Genomic DNA, 13,458 nt, shown 5'->3' with positions numbered 1-13,458 from the left:
GCGCCGCGGCGCCCGTTTTCTTTTGCGGCGATCGCCGGCGCGGCCGGCTCGCGCTCAATGCGCGGCGAGCGTGTCCAGCGCGTCGCCCGTCACGCGCACGATGCGCCACTCCGGCAGCACGGTCGCGCCCATCTTCTCGTAGAAGTCGATCGCCGGCTGGTTCCAGTCGAGCACCGACCATTCGAAGCGCGCGCAACGGCGCTCGACGGCGAGTGCCGCGAGCTGGCGCAGTATCGCGGTGCCGAGGCCCGTGCCGCGCTGCGACGGCTGCACGTACAGATCCTCGAGATAGAGCCCGCGGCGGCCGAGGAACGTCGAATAGTTGTGGAAGAACAGCGCGTACGCGACGATCGCGCCGTCGCGCTCGGCCACCAGCGCTTCGGCAGCCGGGTGCTCGCCGAACAGTGCATCGGCGAGATCCGCTTCGGTCGCGACGAACAGCGCCGTGAGCTTTTCGAACGCGGCCAGCTCGCGCATCAGCGCGAGGATCGCGCCGACGTCGCGCGGGTCGGCCGCGCGGATCAGCGGCGTGCCGCTCATGCTTCTTCCGGCGGATCGGACAGCACGATCTCGATGCCGCCGAAGCGCGACGCGACCCAGTTGTACGCGAGGCATGCAATCCACAGCAGCACGAAACCGAGGATCGCATTCAGCAGCAGCGCGCTCAGGATCGTACTCAACTCGACCATCCCGTAACGGATATACGCGACGAGGATGCCGAGCAGCACGATCGGCACGCTGAACGTCAGGTAGACGAGGATCAGCGCCTTTGCGGTCTGCCCCGCGGCGATCGACGAGATTTGCTTCTTCATGTGCGGATTGCCCCCGTAGAGATATACCGATTGGAATTCAGATCAGGCCGTCGAGCGGCAGGATGTCGACCGGGGCGCCCGCGTCGACTGCCGCGGCATCGTGGCCCAGGACGATGAAACAGTTGGCGGCCGCCAGACCGCTCAGCGACGCGGAGCTTTGCGACCCGGCCGGCGCGACGTGCCATTGGCCGTCGGCGGCGCGCGTCGCGACGCCGCGCAGATAGTCGGTGCGGCCGGGGCGTTTCTTCAACGCTTGTGTGCTGAGCGCCGTGTACATGGCCGGCGCCGGCGTCAGCGCGCCGGCCAGCGTCAGCAGCGCGGGGCGCACGATCGCATGGAACGTCACGACGGACGCGACCGGATTGCCGGGCAAGCCGAAGAACAGCGCGCGACCGGCGCCGTCGGCCGCGCGGGCGAGCGTGCCGCACGCGAGCGGGCGGCCGGGCCGCAGCGCGAGACTCGCGAACGTCACGTCGCCGAGCCGCGCCATCACGTCGCGCGTGAAATCGGCTTCGCCGACCGACACGCCGCCCGACGTGATGATTGCATCGGCCTGCGCGGCGAGGGCGTCGCGCAATGCGGCTTCGAGCGCGGCCGGGTCGTCGCGGACGATGCCGAGATCCATCGCGTCCACGTGCAGCCGTTCGAGCATCGCGATCAGCATGCCGCGATTGCTGTCGTACAGCGCGCCGTGGCCGAGCGGTTCGCCGGGCTCGCGCAGCTCGTCGCCGGTCGAGAACACGGCGACACGCACGCGCCGGCGCACCGTGACGTCGGCGATGCCGAACGACGCGAGCAGGCCGAGATCGGACGGCCGCAGGATGCGGCCGGCGGCGAGCGCACAGGCGCCCTCGGCGAGATCCTCGCCGGCCTTGCGGCAGTTCGCGCCGCGCGCGACGTCGTGCGCGGCGAAGCGGATCGTGTCGCCTTCTACACGCACGCGTTCCTGCGGAATCACCGTGTCGCATCCAGCCGGCATCGGCGCGCCCGTCATGATGCGCACGCATGCGCCGGTCGGCACCGCACCGTCGAACGGATGGCCGGCGAACGCGGTGCCCGCGACCGTCATCGCGACCTCACCCTGCGACGACGCAAGGGCGGCGCTGCCGCCGTCGAACGCATAGCCGTCCATCGCCGAGTTGTCGTACGCGGGAATATCGAACGGCGCATTCACGTCGGCCGCGAGCACGCGGTCGAGCGCATCGCGCAGCGTCACCGTGTCGCACGCGTCGACGGGCACCGCGAAGCGGCACGCGAGCGCCTGTGCGTCGGCGAGCGACAACGGCGCATCGGGATCGGGTGCGGTTCGGGAGGCGGGCGAGGATTGCGTGATCATCAGTCGGACTGCGCCGCAAGGCGTATCGGGTTCGTGGCCGGTGGCGCGAGGAGGGTGCCGGGGCGCGGGTTTCGCGTGTGGCGGACACCGGGCGGGAACGGCGCGGTGCCGTCAGCGGCGGGCCAGCGCGGCGAGTTCCTGCCAGGAGTTGGCATTGTAAAACGCACGCTCGTCGCGAAACTCGACTTCGACCGTCGTGTGGCGTGCGTACCACGCACGCACCTTGCGGTCGCCGGCCGCGAGCCGGGCGGCCAGGTCGTCCGCCAGCGACGTGCGCAGCAGCGCGAACGTCGGCTGCGGCGAGCGCATCTGCTGCGCGTCGACGGTGACCGCCATCGCGATGGCGGCCTGTTGTGCGTCGAGCGCCGCATGCAGCCGCGCGACGAGGTCGGCGGGCAGATAGGGCGTATCGCACGGCGAGCACACGACCAGCGGCGCGCGCGCCGCGCGCATGCCGGCGAGCAGGCCCGCGAGCGGCCCGGGGAAGTCGGGCGTTTCGTCCGCGACGATGCGCGCGTCGAACGGCGCGCCGAGTTCGGCATAGCGATCGGCATGGCGATTCGCGCTGATCAGCGTCTCGTCGACCTGCGGCGACAGCCGGCGTAGGACGTGCAGCGCGAGCGGCGTACCGTCGAGCAGTTGCAGGCCCTTGTCGACGCCGTCCATGCGGGTGGCGCGCCCGCCCGCGAGCAGCAGGCCGGCGATCGACGGGGAGGCGGGAGCGGGCATCGCGCGAAGGGGGAAGAGCGGCGGGCGTCAGCCGCCGATATACGACATTTCGACGCGCTTGCCTGCGCCATCGGGCGCTGCGTCGGCCGGCGCGCTGCCGCGCAGTTGCGAATAGCGGTCGGTGCGCGCGTGCCAGATGCGGGCGATCGCGGTCGCGATCTCGGCATCGGTCGCGCCGCCGCGCACGAGCGCACGCAGGTCGTGCCCCGTCGACGCGAACAGGCACAGGTACAGCTTGCCTTCGGTCGACAGCCGCGCGCGCGTGCAGTCGCCACAGAAGGCCTGCGTGACGCTCGAGATCACGCCGATCTCGCCGCTGCCGTCTGCGTAGCCCCAGCGCTGGGCGGTCTCGGCTGCCGTGTGCGGCTCGAGCGGCACGAGCGGGAAATGTTCGGCGATGCGCGCGACGACGTCCGCCGACGGCAGCACCTCGGTCATGTTCCAGCCGTTCGACGTGCCGACGTCCATGTATTCGATGAAGCGCAGGATCACGCCGGTGCCGCGAAAACGCTCGGCCATCGGCAGGATCTCGCTGTCGTTGGTGCCGCGCTTCACGACCATGTTGACCTTGACCGGCGCGAGGCCCGAGGCCTGCGCGGCGAAGATGCCGTCGAGCACGTCGGCGCTCGCGAATTCGGCATCGTTCATGCGCTTGAACAGCGTATCGTCGAGCGCATCGAGGCTGACCGTGACGCGCGTGAGTCCGGCATCCTTCAGCGCGCGCGCCTTGCGCGCGAGCAGCGAGCCGTTGGTCGTCAGCGTCAGGTCGAGCGGGCGGCCGGCGTGCGTCGTCAGGCGCGCGAGGCGCTCGATCAGGAATTCGAGGTTCTTGCGCAGCAGCGGCTCGCCGCCCGTGATGCGGATCTTCTCGACGCCGTGCGCGACGAAGAGCCGCGCCACGCGCTCGATTTCCTCGTGCGTGAGCAGCGCGCTGTGCGGCAGGAACGGATAGTCCTTGTCGAAGACCGCGCGCGGCATGCAGTACACGCAACGGAAGTTGCAGCGATCCGTCACCGAAATGCGCAGATCGCGCAGCGGCCGGGCGAACGTGTCGGCCAGCGTGCCGTCGGGGGCATGCGCGACGCCGGAGACGTCCGGCATCCCGCTGACGTCGGCGAGGGGAATGATGCGTCGGGACATGTTGGAAGAAGTGCGAACCAGACTACTATTTTAGCTGCAACCGGCCGGCGGGGCCGGTGGGCGGAAACCCGCAGCGCGGACGTGAAAAAGCCCGCCGGAGGCGGGCTTCCTGGTCGGGCGATGCGCCGTTCAGTGGTGCGTCGTTTCGACCTGCTGCATCGGGGCCGTATCGGCCGGCGGCAGCACCTTGCGTTCGCGCGGCACGCGGGCCGGGCGCGGGAGTCGCGATGCGGCTTCCTGCGCGGCCGCGAACTTGTCGGCGTCCGTGTTCACCCAGACGAGGCCGGCCTGCTCCAGCACGACATCCAGGCTCGCCGAAGCGGGCGCGGCTGCCGGTTGTGCGGGAGCGGGTGCCGGTGCGGCGACGGCCTGGGCCGGTGCTGCCTCGACAGGCGCTGCTTCGACCGGTGCCGGTTCGGCAGCCACCGGAGCGGCTTCGATCGCGACGGCCGGTGCGGCCTGCTCGACCGGTGCGGCTTGCGGCGCTTCGACAACGGCCGGAGCCGCTACCGGCACTTCGAACGCATCGGTCGGCGACACCGCGACCGGCGCCGGGCCCGCTTCCGCGACCGCCGGTGCGACCGGTGCAGGTTCTGCTGCCTGGGCGGCGACGACGGGCTCGGCCGGGGCGGCCGGAGCCGCTTCGACGTGTGCCGGTGCCGGCTGCGCTTCGACAGCGGCCGGTGCGGCATGCTGCTCGACGACGGCTTCCACGGCGACCACGCTCGCCACGGTTGCGACGACTGCCGGTGCGGCCGTGTGGGCCGGTTCGGCCGCGACCGGTGCGGCCGGCGTCACGGCTTGCGCCGCGACTTCGCCTTCCGCGCCTTGCTCGGCCTGGTCGACCGAGCCGTCTTCTTCGCGCTCGCGACGACCGCCGCGGCGGCCGCGACGGCGACGGCGGCGTTCTTCGCCGTCACGTGCGCCGGCTTCCGCATCGGCTGCCAGTTCCGCGCCGGGCAGGGCTTCCGCCGCAGCCTTGTCGGTTTCCGTCTCCGGATGGTTTTCGCCGCGGGTGACGGTTTCGAGCGTGGCCGCATGCTGGGTCGGCTTGCGGCGTTCGCCGCGCTCGCGACGCTCGCCGCGTTCCTGGCGCTCGCCACGGCCGGCGGCTTCGACACCTTCCGGCTGTTCGACGCGCTCGCGCGGTTCGCGGTTTTCGCGCGGTTCGCGCGGCTCACGGCCTTCACGCGGCTCGCGACCTTCGCGCGGGCCACGGCCCTCGCGGCCTTCGCGACCCTCACGGTTGTCACGACCTTCGCGGCCCTCACGACCTTCACGCAGCTCACGACCCTCGCGCGGCTCACGGCCTTCACGCGGTTCGCGCACTTCCTTGCCTTCGCGTTCCTGGCGTTGCGGCTGGCCACGGCCCGCGGCTGCCTGATCGCGGCCGCCTTGCGCCTGCTGGGCGCCGCCGCGGCGGTTGCGGTTGCGATCGCCGCCGCGCTGCTCGGTCTTTTCGGTGCGGTCACGAGCCGGACGGGCTGCCTGCTCCTTCACCGGTGCCGGCGCGACCGGCGCGGGCGCCGGTGCCGGCGACACGCCGAACAGGCCCTTCAGCCAGCCGATGAAGCCGCCGCTTGCGGCGACGACGGGCGCCGGGGCGGGGGCCGCAACCGGTTCGACCGGACGCTGCGGCGCCGGGCTCGGGGCCGGACGCTCGGGCGTGATGCCCTTGACGGCGGCTTCCTGCTTCGGTTTCACTTCGGCCGCACGCTTGCTGTAGCCGGTTTCCGACTCGAGTTCGCGGGCCGCTTCCTCGGCCATCTTCCAGGAGGCGCGCGGATCGTCGAGGCGCGCGTCGTCGTGACGCAGGCGCTCGAGCTTATAGTGCGGCGTATCGAGGTGCTTGTTCGGGATCAGCACGATGCCGACCTTGAAGCGCGACTCGATCTTGTTGATTTCCTGACGCTTTTCGTTGAGCAGGAAGGCGGTCACCTCGACCGGCACCTGGCAGTGGATCGCCGCGGTGTTTTCCTTCATCGCTTCTTCCTGAATGATCCGCAGGACCTGCAGCGCGGACGATTCGGTATCGCGGATGTGGCCGGTGCCGTTGCAGCGTGGGCACGTCACGTGGCTGCCTTCCGACAGCGCCGGACGCAGGCGCTGGCGCGACAGCTCCATCAGGCCGAAGCGGGAAATCTTGCCCATCTGCACGCGCGCACGGTCGTGCTTGAGCGCATCCTTCAGGCGTTGCTCGACTTCACGCTGGCTCTTCGCCGATTCCATGTCGATGAAATCGATCACGATCAGGCCGCCGAGGTCGCGCAGGCGCAGCTGGCGGGCGACTTCGTCGGCCGCTTCGAGGTTCGTGCGGGTGGCCGTTTCCTCGATGTCCGCGCCCTTGGTCGCGCGGGCCGAGTTCACGTCGATCGCGACGAGCGCTTCGGTGTGGTCGATCACGATCGCGCCGCCGGACGGCAGCGGCACCGTGCGCGAGTACGCGGTTTCGATCTGGTGCTCGATCTGGAAACGCGAGAACAGCGGCACGTCGTCGTGGTAGCGCTTCACCTTCGCGACGTTGTCCGGCATCACGATGTCCATGAACGCACGGGCCTGATCGTGAATTTCGTTCGTGTCGATCAGGATTTCGCCGATATCGGGCTGGAAATAGTCCCGGATCGCGCGGATCACGAGGCTCGATTCCAGATAGATCAGCATCGGCTGGCCGGCGTTGCCGCTTTGCGACGCCGCTTCGATCGCGCGCCACAGCTGCAGCAGGTAGTTCAGGTCCCACTGCAGTTCCTCGGCGCTGCGGCCGATGCCCGCGGTACGGGCGATCATGCTCATGCCGTCCGGAATCTGCAGTTGCGCCATCGTTTCGCGCAGTTCCTGGCGCTCGTCGCCTTCGATCCGGCGCGACACGCCGCCGCCGCGTGGATTGTTCGGCATTAGCACGAGGTAGCGGCCGGCGAGCGAGATGAAGGTGGTCAGGGCCGCGCCCTTGTTGCCGCGCTCTTCCTTCTCGACCTGGACGATCAGCTCCTGGCCTTCGCGCAGTGCATCCTGAATGCGCGCGGAGCGCATGTCGATGCCGTCCTTGAAGTACTGGCGGGCGACTTCCTTGAACGGCAGGAAGCCGTGGCGGTCTTCACCGTAGTTGACGAAGCACGCTTCGAGCGACGGCTCGATGCGGGTGATGACACCTTTGTAGATATTGCCTTTGCGCTGTTCGCGCCCGGCGGTTTCGATGTCGATGTCGATGAGCTTTTGCCCATCGACGATGGCGACGCGCAGCTCCTCCTGCTGCGTCGCATTGAACAGCATGCGTTTCATGAACGGCTCCAGGCGGCTCCGCTGCCGGCGCCTCGCGGTTGTCAGGCGCGAGGGCGGGAACGACGGCAGGCCGCACCTTGTTGTGTTGTCACGAGCACGCTGGAGCGGGAATGCTGGCGGGGAGAATTGCCTGAAGAGGCGCTTGGGCCCGAAAGACGGGGCCGGCGGCCATAGGGCACCTGCGAATACGGCTTCAAAGCACGGCGTTCACACACCGCACGCTGCAAAAGCGCGCTAAGCCTGTCCGGGCATCGCCACGGGCGCGCGCAATACGTCGCGCGCGCCGACGGGCGGCAGATGCTGCGGCTTGGGCCGCAGCGGGGAGTATCGAATCCAGCCCGACTTTCCCGCTTGGGGTGTACTTCCCTGGTTTGACGTCGCCAAGCCCCGCACGCTTCGCGGGGCCAAATCGGGCGCAACGCCGTAATTTTCGCAACCGGCAGCCTGCGGACGCACTGCGCGCCGTCGGGCTGCCGATCAAATTCTTTTCAACCAACTTTCCGTTACCGCGGCGCCTTGCCGACCGAATCCGCCTGTGGGCGCGATCCTTGCCGACGGGCGGCGCCGTGCGTGCAACTTGCTGCATCTCTTTGATTAGGGGCGAGCAGCGGACCCCCGGCGCAAGTAAAATAGCGGTTTGCGCTTGCGCCTTGCCCGATTCAGCCGGGGCCGGCCGGTCAGGCCACCCACAACGTCAGGCTGGGCAAAATTATATTCAGTATGAATGAGTTAGGCAAAATATCCCAGAATTCGGTCGCAAGCGGCCAGGTATCGATGATCGAGATCGACGAAAACTCGGCCGGTCAGCGCATCGACAACTTCCTGTTGCGCGTCTGTAAAGGCGTGCCGAAAAGCCATATTTACCGGATCCTCCGCAGCGGCGAAGTGCGCGTCAACAAGGGCCGGATCGATGCGCAGTACCGCCTCGAACTGGGCGACCTCGTCCGCGTGCCGCCGGTGCGCGTGGCGGCGGCCGACCTCGCGCGCGCCGACACGCCCGTCGTGCCGCCCGCGAATTTCGACGTGCTGTACGAGGACGACGCGATGCTCGTCATCGACAAGCCGGCCGGCGTCGCGGTCCACGGCGGCAGCGGCGTCGCGTTCGGCGTGATCGAGCAGATGCGCCAGGCGCGCCCGCGCGCGAAATTCCTCGAACTGGTGCACCGGCTCGACCGCGAGACGTCCGGGATCCTGATGCTCGCGAAGAAGCGCACGGCGCTCGTCGGCCTGCACGAGCAGATCCGCGAGAACCGGATGGACAAGCGCTACTTCGCGTGCGCGCACGGCGAATGGCAGCCCGACTGGGGCCGCCGCCGCGCGGTGAAGGCGCCGCTGTTCAAGTATTCGACCCCGGAAGGCGAGCGCCGCGTGCGCGTGCAGGACGACGGGCTGGCCTCGCATACGGTGTTCAACCTCGTCGACCGCTGGCCGGACTACGTGCTCGTCGAAGCGGAACTCAAAACGGGTCGGACCCATCAGATTCGGGTGCACCTCGCGCATCTCGGCCTGCCGATCGCCGGCGACGCCAAGTATGGCGATTTCGCACTGAACAAGGCGCTGGCGCGCGCGAACGCGCAGCCGTCGCTGAAACGGATGTTCCTGCATGCGCACCGCCTCAAGCTCGCGCACCCGCTGACCGGCGAGGCGCTGCAGTTCGATGCGCCGCTGCCGGCCGACTGCCGGCGCTTCCTCGATCAACTCAGCGCATTGCGCGATACCGCCTGAACCGCATGGCCCGACAGCAATTTGACCTGATCGTCTTCGACTGGGACGGCACGCTGATGGATTCGACCGCGCACATCGCGCACAGCATCCAGGCGGCATGCCGCGATCTCGGCCTGCCCACGCCGTCCGACGAAGCTTCCCGCTACGTGATCGGCCTCGGGCTGCGCGACGCGCTGCAGATCGCGGCTCCGACCCTCGATCCGTCCGACTACGCGCGGCTGGCCGAGCGCTACCGCTATCACTATCTGCTCGACGACCAGCGCATCGCCCTGTTCGCCGGCGTGCGCGAGCTGCTCGCCGAGCTGCGCGACACGGGCTATCTACTCGCCGTCGCGACCGGCAAGGGCCGGGTCGGGCTGAACCGCGTGCTCGACCAGTCGAAGCTGACGAGCTGGTTCGACGCGACGCGCTGCGCGGACGAGACGTTCTCGAAACCGCATCCGGCCATGCTGCACGAGTTGTCGCGGGAATTGGGGCAGGACCTGTCGCGCACCGTGATGATCGGCGACACCACGCACGACCTGCAGATGGCCGCCAGCGCCGGCGCGGCCGGCGTCGGCGTGGCGTACGGCGCGCACACGGCCGATGCGCTGGCGGCGCTCACGCCGCGCTTCGTCGCGCCGGACGTCGGCGCGCTGGCTGCCTGGCTGCGGGAGCACGCATGAGCGCGGCGCCCGACGCCGTGCGCGTGTGCGCATCGAGCGCGCTGACCGACGGCGGGGCCGGCGTGCGGGTCGACGCGACGCTGCGCGGCGAGCAGGCCGTCGTGTTTTTCGTGCGCTACGACGGCCGCGCCTACGGCTACCTGAACCGCTGCGCGCACGTGCCGATGGAGCTCGACTGGGCCGAAGGGCAGTTCTTCGAATCGTCGGGCCTCTATCTGATGTGCGCGACACACGGCGCGATCTACGCGCCGGATACCGGCAAGTGCGTCGGCGGCCCATGCCGCGGCGGCCGCCTGCGGCCGGTCGAGGTCGACGAGCGCGACACGCCCGACGGCCGTGCGGTATTCTGGGTGCCCGATGCCGATCTGCATCCTGCCACTTCCGCCACGACCGACTGACGACACCACTGCATGGCCGACCAACCGAATTCCCCCGATTCCTCCTCCCGTCCCGACAGCCGTGAACCGAGCTGGGAGCGCGCGGCGCTCGAGCGGATCGCGCTCGCGGCCGTCAAGGAGCAGCGTGCGGCACGGCGCTGGAAGATCTTCTTCCGCTTCGCGTTTCTCGGCGTGTTCGTGCTGTTCGCGTTCGCGCTGATCGATTTCTCGAGCGACTCGAAGTTCTCGTCGAGCGGGCGGCATACGGCGCTCGTGACGATCGACGGCGAGATCGCGGCCGGCGTCAATGCGAACGCCGACGACATCAACACGGCGCTCGACGCCGCGTTCGACGACGACGGCACGGTCGGCGTCGTGCTGCGGATCAACAGCCCGGGCGGCAGCCCGGTGCAGGCCGGGATGGTCTACGACGAGATCCGGCGGTTGCGCGGCAAGTATCCGGACAAGCCGCTGTACGTCGTCGTGACCGACATGTGCGCATCGGGCGGCTATTACATCGCGTCCGCGGCCGACAAGATCTTCGTCGACAAGGCGAGTATCGTCGGGTCGATCGGCGTGCTGATGGACGGGTTCGGCTTCACCGGGCTGATGGGCAAGCTCGGCGTCGAGCGGCGGCTGCATACGTCGGGCGAAAACAAGGGCTTCTACGATCCGTTCTCGCCCGAAACGCCGAAGATGGACGCACATGCGCAGGAACTGCTCGACCAGGTGCATGCGCAGTTCATCAAGGCGGTGAAGGATGGCCGCGGCAAGCGGCTGCACGAGACGCCCGACATGTTCTCCGGCCTGTTCTGGACGGGTGAAAAGAGCGTCGAGCTCGGTCTCGCCGACGGCTACGGCACGACCGATACGGTCGCGCGCGACGTGCTGAAGGCGCCGGATCTGGTCGACTACACGGTGAAGGAAAGCCTGACGAATCGCGTCGCGCGCAAGTTCGGCGCGGCCGTCGGGGGCGCCGCGATGAAGGCGCTGACGGCCGGCGGCGCGTCGGTCAGCCTGCGCTGACGGCAACCGGCGGGCCGCGACGGCCCGCCTTTCGGCGAGTCAGCTGGTCGCCGTTCTCGGCATCAATTGGCGAGCAGCAGGAAGATCGCAGGGCGCTTGTGCAGATTCGGCACAGGCGCTTTTTTCCAGTCGGCCGCCGTGCGGCTCGCGATCGTCTCGGTCGCGAGGGTCAGGTCGGCCGCGACGCAGATCTGCGTCGACGGCGCGCAGGTCGCGACCAGCGTGTCGAGCATCGCGTGATTCCGGTAAGGCGTTTCGATGAAGATCTGCGTCTGGCGCGCCTTGCGCGACAGTTGCTCGAGTTCGCGCAGCCGTTTCGCGCGCGCGGCCGCATCGACCGGCAGATAGCCGTTGAACGCGAAGCTCTGGCCGTTCAGGCCCGACGCCATCAGCGCGAGCAGGATCGAACTCGGCCCGACGAGCGGCACGACCTTCACGCCGCGCTCGTGCGCGCGGCGCACCAGCAGCGCGCCGGGGTCCGCGACGGCCGGGCAGCCGGCTTCCGACACGAGGCCCGCGTCCGCACCGGCGAGCACGGGCGCGAGCAGCCGGTCGATGGCGCCGGCCGGCGTATTGACGTTCAGCTCGCTGATCTCGATTTCCTGGATCGGTCGCGTCGTACCGATCTTCTTCAGAAACGCACGCGTCGTTTTCGCGTTCTCGCCGATGTAATAGCCGAGCGTGCCGGCGCGCGCCTGCACGGCGGCGGGCAGCACGGCGGCGAGCATCGATTCGTCGCCTTCGCCGAGCGTGTTCGGGACGAGATAAAGCGTGCCGGCGGTCATGCGCGGTCTCCTCGGGGGATGGCGAACAGCGGGTAGTCGGCGGCGCGCAGCATCCGCGTGAGGGCGATCAGCGGCAGGCCGACGAGGGCGGTCGGGTCGTCCGAGTCGATCGCGTCGAGCAGCGCGATGCCGAGCCCTTCGGACTTCGCGCTGCCGGCCACGTCGTACGGCGTTTCCGCGCGCAGGTAGGCGTCGAGTTCGGCCTCGGGCAGCGAACGGAAGCGCACGTGCGTGACGACGTCCTCGACCTGCGCTTCGTCGGTGCGGCTGTCGTACAGGCAGAGCGCGCTGTGGAATTCGACGTCGCGGCCTTGCATCGACACGAGTTGCGCGAGTGCGCGCTCGTGCGTGCCGGGCTTGCCGATCTGGTGCCCGTCGAAGGTCGCGACCTGGTCCGACCCGATCACGAGCACGCCGTCCGGCGCGTCGATCGTCGCGGCCACGGCCCGCGCCTTCGCGCCGGCGAGGCGCAGCGCGGTCGCGGCCGGCGTTTCGCCGGCGAGCGGGGTTTCGTCGAGGTCGGGCGACACGACGTCGAACGGCACGCCCAGGCGCTCGAGGAGCGCGCGGCGGTAGCGGGAACTGGAGGCAAGAATCAGCCGCGGCGGGCGGCAAACGGTATCCGGCATGGTCGGTTGGATCGGTGAGTCGTGAGGTGGGGCGCGGCGTTGCGCGGACGCAAGCTTAAGTGATTGACCGCAAAAGGTAAAACAGGTATGCTTTCCCGCTTTTCGTCGGCAGGCTTTCGTTGGTGGCGCCTGCCGGGTCTTCGGAAGTAAAGTACGTCATCCTTCGATGAGCCGTACGCGAGCGGTGCCAAGCCGGATCCGCAAGTCAGCCTGTAGGCAGGAGCGCACATGAACACTTCTTCTGGCAAACCTGCGGCGGCGCTCGATCCGCACGCGGTCGACCTGTTCGAGTTCGCCCGCAGCGGGCGGCAGGCAGCCGGGGCGGTGCGCCTTTCGCAACTGCCGCGCATGTTAAACGAAGTGCCGACGGACGCGCCAGATCGCGACACGGTCTTCACGTGGCAGGCGGAAGGGTTCACGCAGAAGGAATTGCAGGACGACGGCGCCGACGGGCAGCAGCCGTATCTGCGCCTCGCGGTGCACGGCCATGCGTGGCTCACGTGCCAGCGCTGCGTGACGCCGTACGACCAGACGTTCGACGTCGACATGACGTACCGGGTCGTCGCGACCGAAGAAGAAGCTGAAGAATTTCCGCTCGACGACGATGAAGCCGATGTGATCGTGGGCTCACGCCAGTTCGATCTCGTCGACTTGATCGAAGAGGAGTTGCTGCTTTCGTTGCCGCTCGTGCCCAAGCACGAGGTTTGCCCGGCAGTTCACGAAAGCCTCGTGTCGGGCGCGAGCGGTCCCGTGGAAGAAGCGGACGAGGAGTCCGACGAAGCCGGGGACGAAGGCAAACGGCCGAATCCGTTCGCAGCGCTGCAGGCGCTGAAGAAGGACGGTGACGGCACCAAGAAACACTAAGCAGTTGTGGCGCGGGAAGGCGTAAGGGCTTTGGGCCAGGGTAGTTAAGCGCCGGATCGGGCTGTGTTAGAATCCGGAAAATTATTTAGGAGTT

Annotated in this window: 13 protein-coding genes; 5 read left to right on the top strand and 8 right to left on the bottom strand. The window is 68.9% G+C overall.

Going from position 1 to position 13,458, the window contains the following annotated elements; genetic code table 11:
- Positions 1-54: 54 nt before the first annotated feature.
- The 6 genes from AC3IFE_RS17925 to AC3IFE_RS17900 all read right to left on the bottom strand — a co-directional run bounded on the left by AC3IFE_RS17925 (position 55) and on the right by AC3IFE_RS17900 (position 7,293).
- Positions 55-540 (bottom strand): GNAT family N-acetyltransferase, encoded by a 486-nt coding sequence (locus tag AC3IFE_RS17925; RefSeq protein ID WP_089466972.1) that lies wholly within the window; start codon positions 538-540, stop codon positions 55-57.
- Entirely contained in the window at positions 537-812 is a 276-nt protein-coding gene (locus AC3IFE_RS17920) for a hypothetical protein (RefSeq protein ID WP_489191384.1), read from the bottom strand. Before AC3IFE_RS17920 ends, AC3IFE_RS17925 begins: the two co-directional genes overlap by 4 nt.
- Before the next feature lie 37 nt (positions 813-849).
- Entirely contained in the window at positions 850-2,148 is a 1,299-nt protein-coding gene (gene moeA, locus AC3IFE_RS17915) for a molybdopterin molybdotransferase MoeA (protein ID WP_089466973.1), read from the bottom strand.
- Between the two features lie 111 nt (positions 2,149-2,259).
- Positions 2,260-2,877: a molybdenum cofactor guanylyltransferase MobA gene (gene mobA, locus AC3IFE_RS17910; RefSeq protein ID WP_089466974.1), complete on the bottom strand. Its 618-nt coding sequence runs from the start codon at positions 2,875-2,877 to the stop codon at positions 2,260-2,262.
- A gap of 27 nt (positions 2,878-2,904) precedes the next feature.
- Entirely contained in the window at positions 2,905-4,017 is a 1,113-nt protein-coding gene (moaA, locus tag AC3IFE_RS17905; protein ID WP_089466975.1) for a GTP 3',8-cyclase MoaA, read from the bottom strand.
- Positions 4,018-4,146: 129 nt separating this feature from the next.
- Complete coding sequence (locus AC3IFE_RS17900) at positions 4,147-7,293, bottom strand: Rne/Rng family ribonuclease (protein ID WP_489191383.1); 3,147 nt, start codon at positions 7,291-7,293, stop codon at positions 4,147-4,149.
- Between the two features lie 720 nt (positions 7,294-8,013).
- Here AC3IFE_RS17900 and AC3IFE_RS17895 point away from each other — a divergent pair.
- The 4 genes from AC3IFE_RS17895 to AC3IFE_RS17880 are packed head-to-tail and all read left to right on the top strand — an operon-like array spanning position 8,014 to position 11,086.
- Complete coding sequence (locus AC3IFE_RS17895) at positions 8,014-9,018, top strand: RluA family pseudouridine synthase (RefSeq protein ID WP_089466977.1); 1,005 nt, start codon at positions 8,014-8,016, stop codon at positions 9,016-9,018.
- Positions 9,019-9,023: 5 nt separating this feature from the next.
- Positions 9,024-9,683 (top strand): HAD-IA family hydrolase, encoded by a 660-nt coding sequence (locus AC3IFE_RS17890; protein WP_089466978.1) that lies wholly within the window; start codon positions 9,024-9,026, stop codon positions 9,681-9,683.
- On the top strand, positions 9,680-10,081 hold the full coding sequence (locus AC3IFE_RS17885) for a Rieske (2Fe-2S) protein (RefSeq protein WP_059574322.1): 402 nt from the start codon (positions 9,680-9,682) through the stop codon (positions 10,079-10,081). Before AC3IFE_RS17890 ends, AC3IFE_RS17885 begins: the two co-directional genes overlap by 4 nt.
- A gap of 12 nt (positions 10,082-10,093) precedes the next feature.
- The gene (locus AC3IFE_RS17880; protein WP_489191381.1) at positions 10,094-11,086 is read left to right on the top strand and encodes a S49 family peptidase; all 993 of its coding nucleotides are present in this window, start codon (positions 10,094-10,096) and stop codon (positions 11,084-11,086) included.
- A 62-nt stretch (positions 11,087-11,148) separates the two neighbouring features.
- On the opposite strand, the gene AC3IFE_RS17875 is transcribed toward AC3IFE_RS17880, so the two are convergent.
- Both AC3IFE_RS17875 and AC3IFE_RS17870 read right to left on the bottom strand, forming a co-directional pair.
- The gene (locus tag AC3IFE_RS17875; protein WP_089466980.1) at positions 11,149-11,871 is read right to left on the bottom strand and encodes an SAM-dependent methyltransferase; all 723 of its coding nucleotides are present in this window, start codon (positions 11,869-11,871) and stop codon (positions 11,149-11,151) included.
- Complete coding sequence (locus AC3IFE_RS17870) at positions 11,868-12,500, bottom strand: Maf-like protein (RefSeq protein WP_489191380.1); 633 nt, start codon at positions 12,498-12,500, stop codon at positions 11,868-11,870. Before AC3IFE_RS17870 ends, AC3IFE_RS17875 begins: the two co-directional genes overlap by 4 nt.
- A 228-nt stretch (positions 12,501-12,728) precedes the next feature.
- Here AC3IFE_RS17870 and AC3IFE_RS17865 point away from each other — a divergent pair, with 228 nt between their 5' ends.
- Positions 12,729-13,364 carry a DUF177 domain-containing protein gene (locus tag AC3IFE_RS17865; protein WP_027783927.1) on the top strand — a complete coding sequence of 212 codons (636 nt, stop codon included), beginning with the start codon at positions 12,729-12,731 and terminating at the stop codon, positions 13,362-13,364.
- Positions 13,365-13,458: the final 94 nt, after the last annotated feature.

It is taken from the genome of Burkholderia sp. APQ4-4ca (genome assembly GCF_057837105.1).
This window is presented reverse-complemented; position numbering and strand designations above follow the sequence as displayed.

What these genes read in the sequence shown, in the direction of transcription:
- AC3IFE_RS17870 (WP_489191380.1), bottom strand. Translation starts at nt 12,500, where the DNA reads ATGCCGGATACCGTTTGCCGCCCGCCGCGGCTGATTCTTGCCTCCAGT.
- mobA (WP_089466974.1), bottom strand. Translation starts at nt 2,877, where the DNA reads ATGCCCGCTCCCGCCTCCCCGTCGATCGCCGGCCTGCTGCTCGCGGGC.
- AC3IFE_RS17875 (WP_089466980.1), bottom strand. Translation starts at nt 11,871, where the DNA reads ATGACCGCCGGCACGCTTTATCTCGTCCCGAACACGCTCGGCGAAGGC.
- AC3IFE_RS17890 (WP_089466978.1), top strand. Translation starts at nt 9,024, where the DNA reads ATGGCCCGACAGCAATTTGACCTGATCGTCTTCGACTGGGACGGCACG.
- AC3IFE_RS17880 (WP_489191381.1), top strand. Translation starts at nt 10,094, where the DNA reads ATGGCCGACCAACCGAATTCCCCCGATTCCTCCTCCCGTCCCGACAGC.
- moeA (WP_089466973.1), bottom strand. Translation starts at nt 2,148, where the DNA reads ATGATCACGCAATCCTCGCCCGCCTCCCGAACCGCACCCGATCCCGAT.
- AC3IFE_RS17885 (WP_059574322.1), top strand. Translation starts at nt 9,680, where the DNA reads ATGAGCGCGGCGCCCGACGCCGTGCGCGTGTGCGCATCGAGCGCGCTG.
- AC3IFE_RS17920 (WP_489191384.1), bottom strand. Translation starts at nt 812, where the DNA reads ATGAAGAAGCAAATCTCGTCGATCGCCGCGGGGCAGACCGCAAAGGCG.
- AC3IFE_RS17865 (WP_027783927.1), top strand. Translation starts at nt 12,729, where the DNA reads ATGAACACTTCTTCTGGCAAACCTGCGGCGGCGCTCGATCCGCACGCG.
- AC3IFE_RS17900 (WP_489191383.1), bottom strand. Translation starts at nt 7,293, where the DNA reads ATGAAACGCATGCTGTTCAATGCGACGCAGCAGGAGGAGCTGCGCGTC.
- AC3IFE_RS17925 (WP_089466972.1), bottom strand. Translation starts at nt 540, where the DNA reads ATGAGCGGCACGCCGCTGATCCGCGCGGCCGACCCGCGCGACGTCGGC.
- moaA (WP_089466975.1), bottom strand. Translation starts at nt 4,017, where the DNA reads ATGTCCCGACGCATCATTCCCCTCGCCGACGTCAGCGGGATGCCGGAC.
- AC3IFE_RS17895 (WP_089466977.1), top strand. Translation starts at nt 8,014, where the DNA reads ATGAATGAGTTAGGCAAAATATCCCAGAATTCGGTCGCAAGCGGCCAG.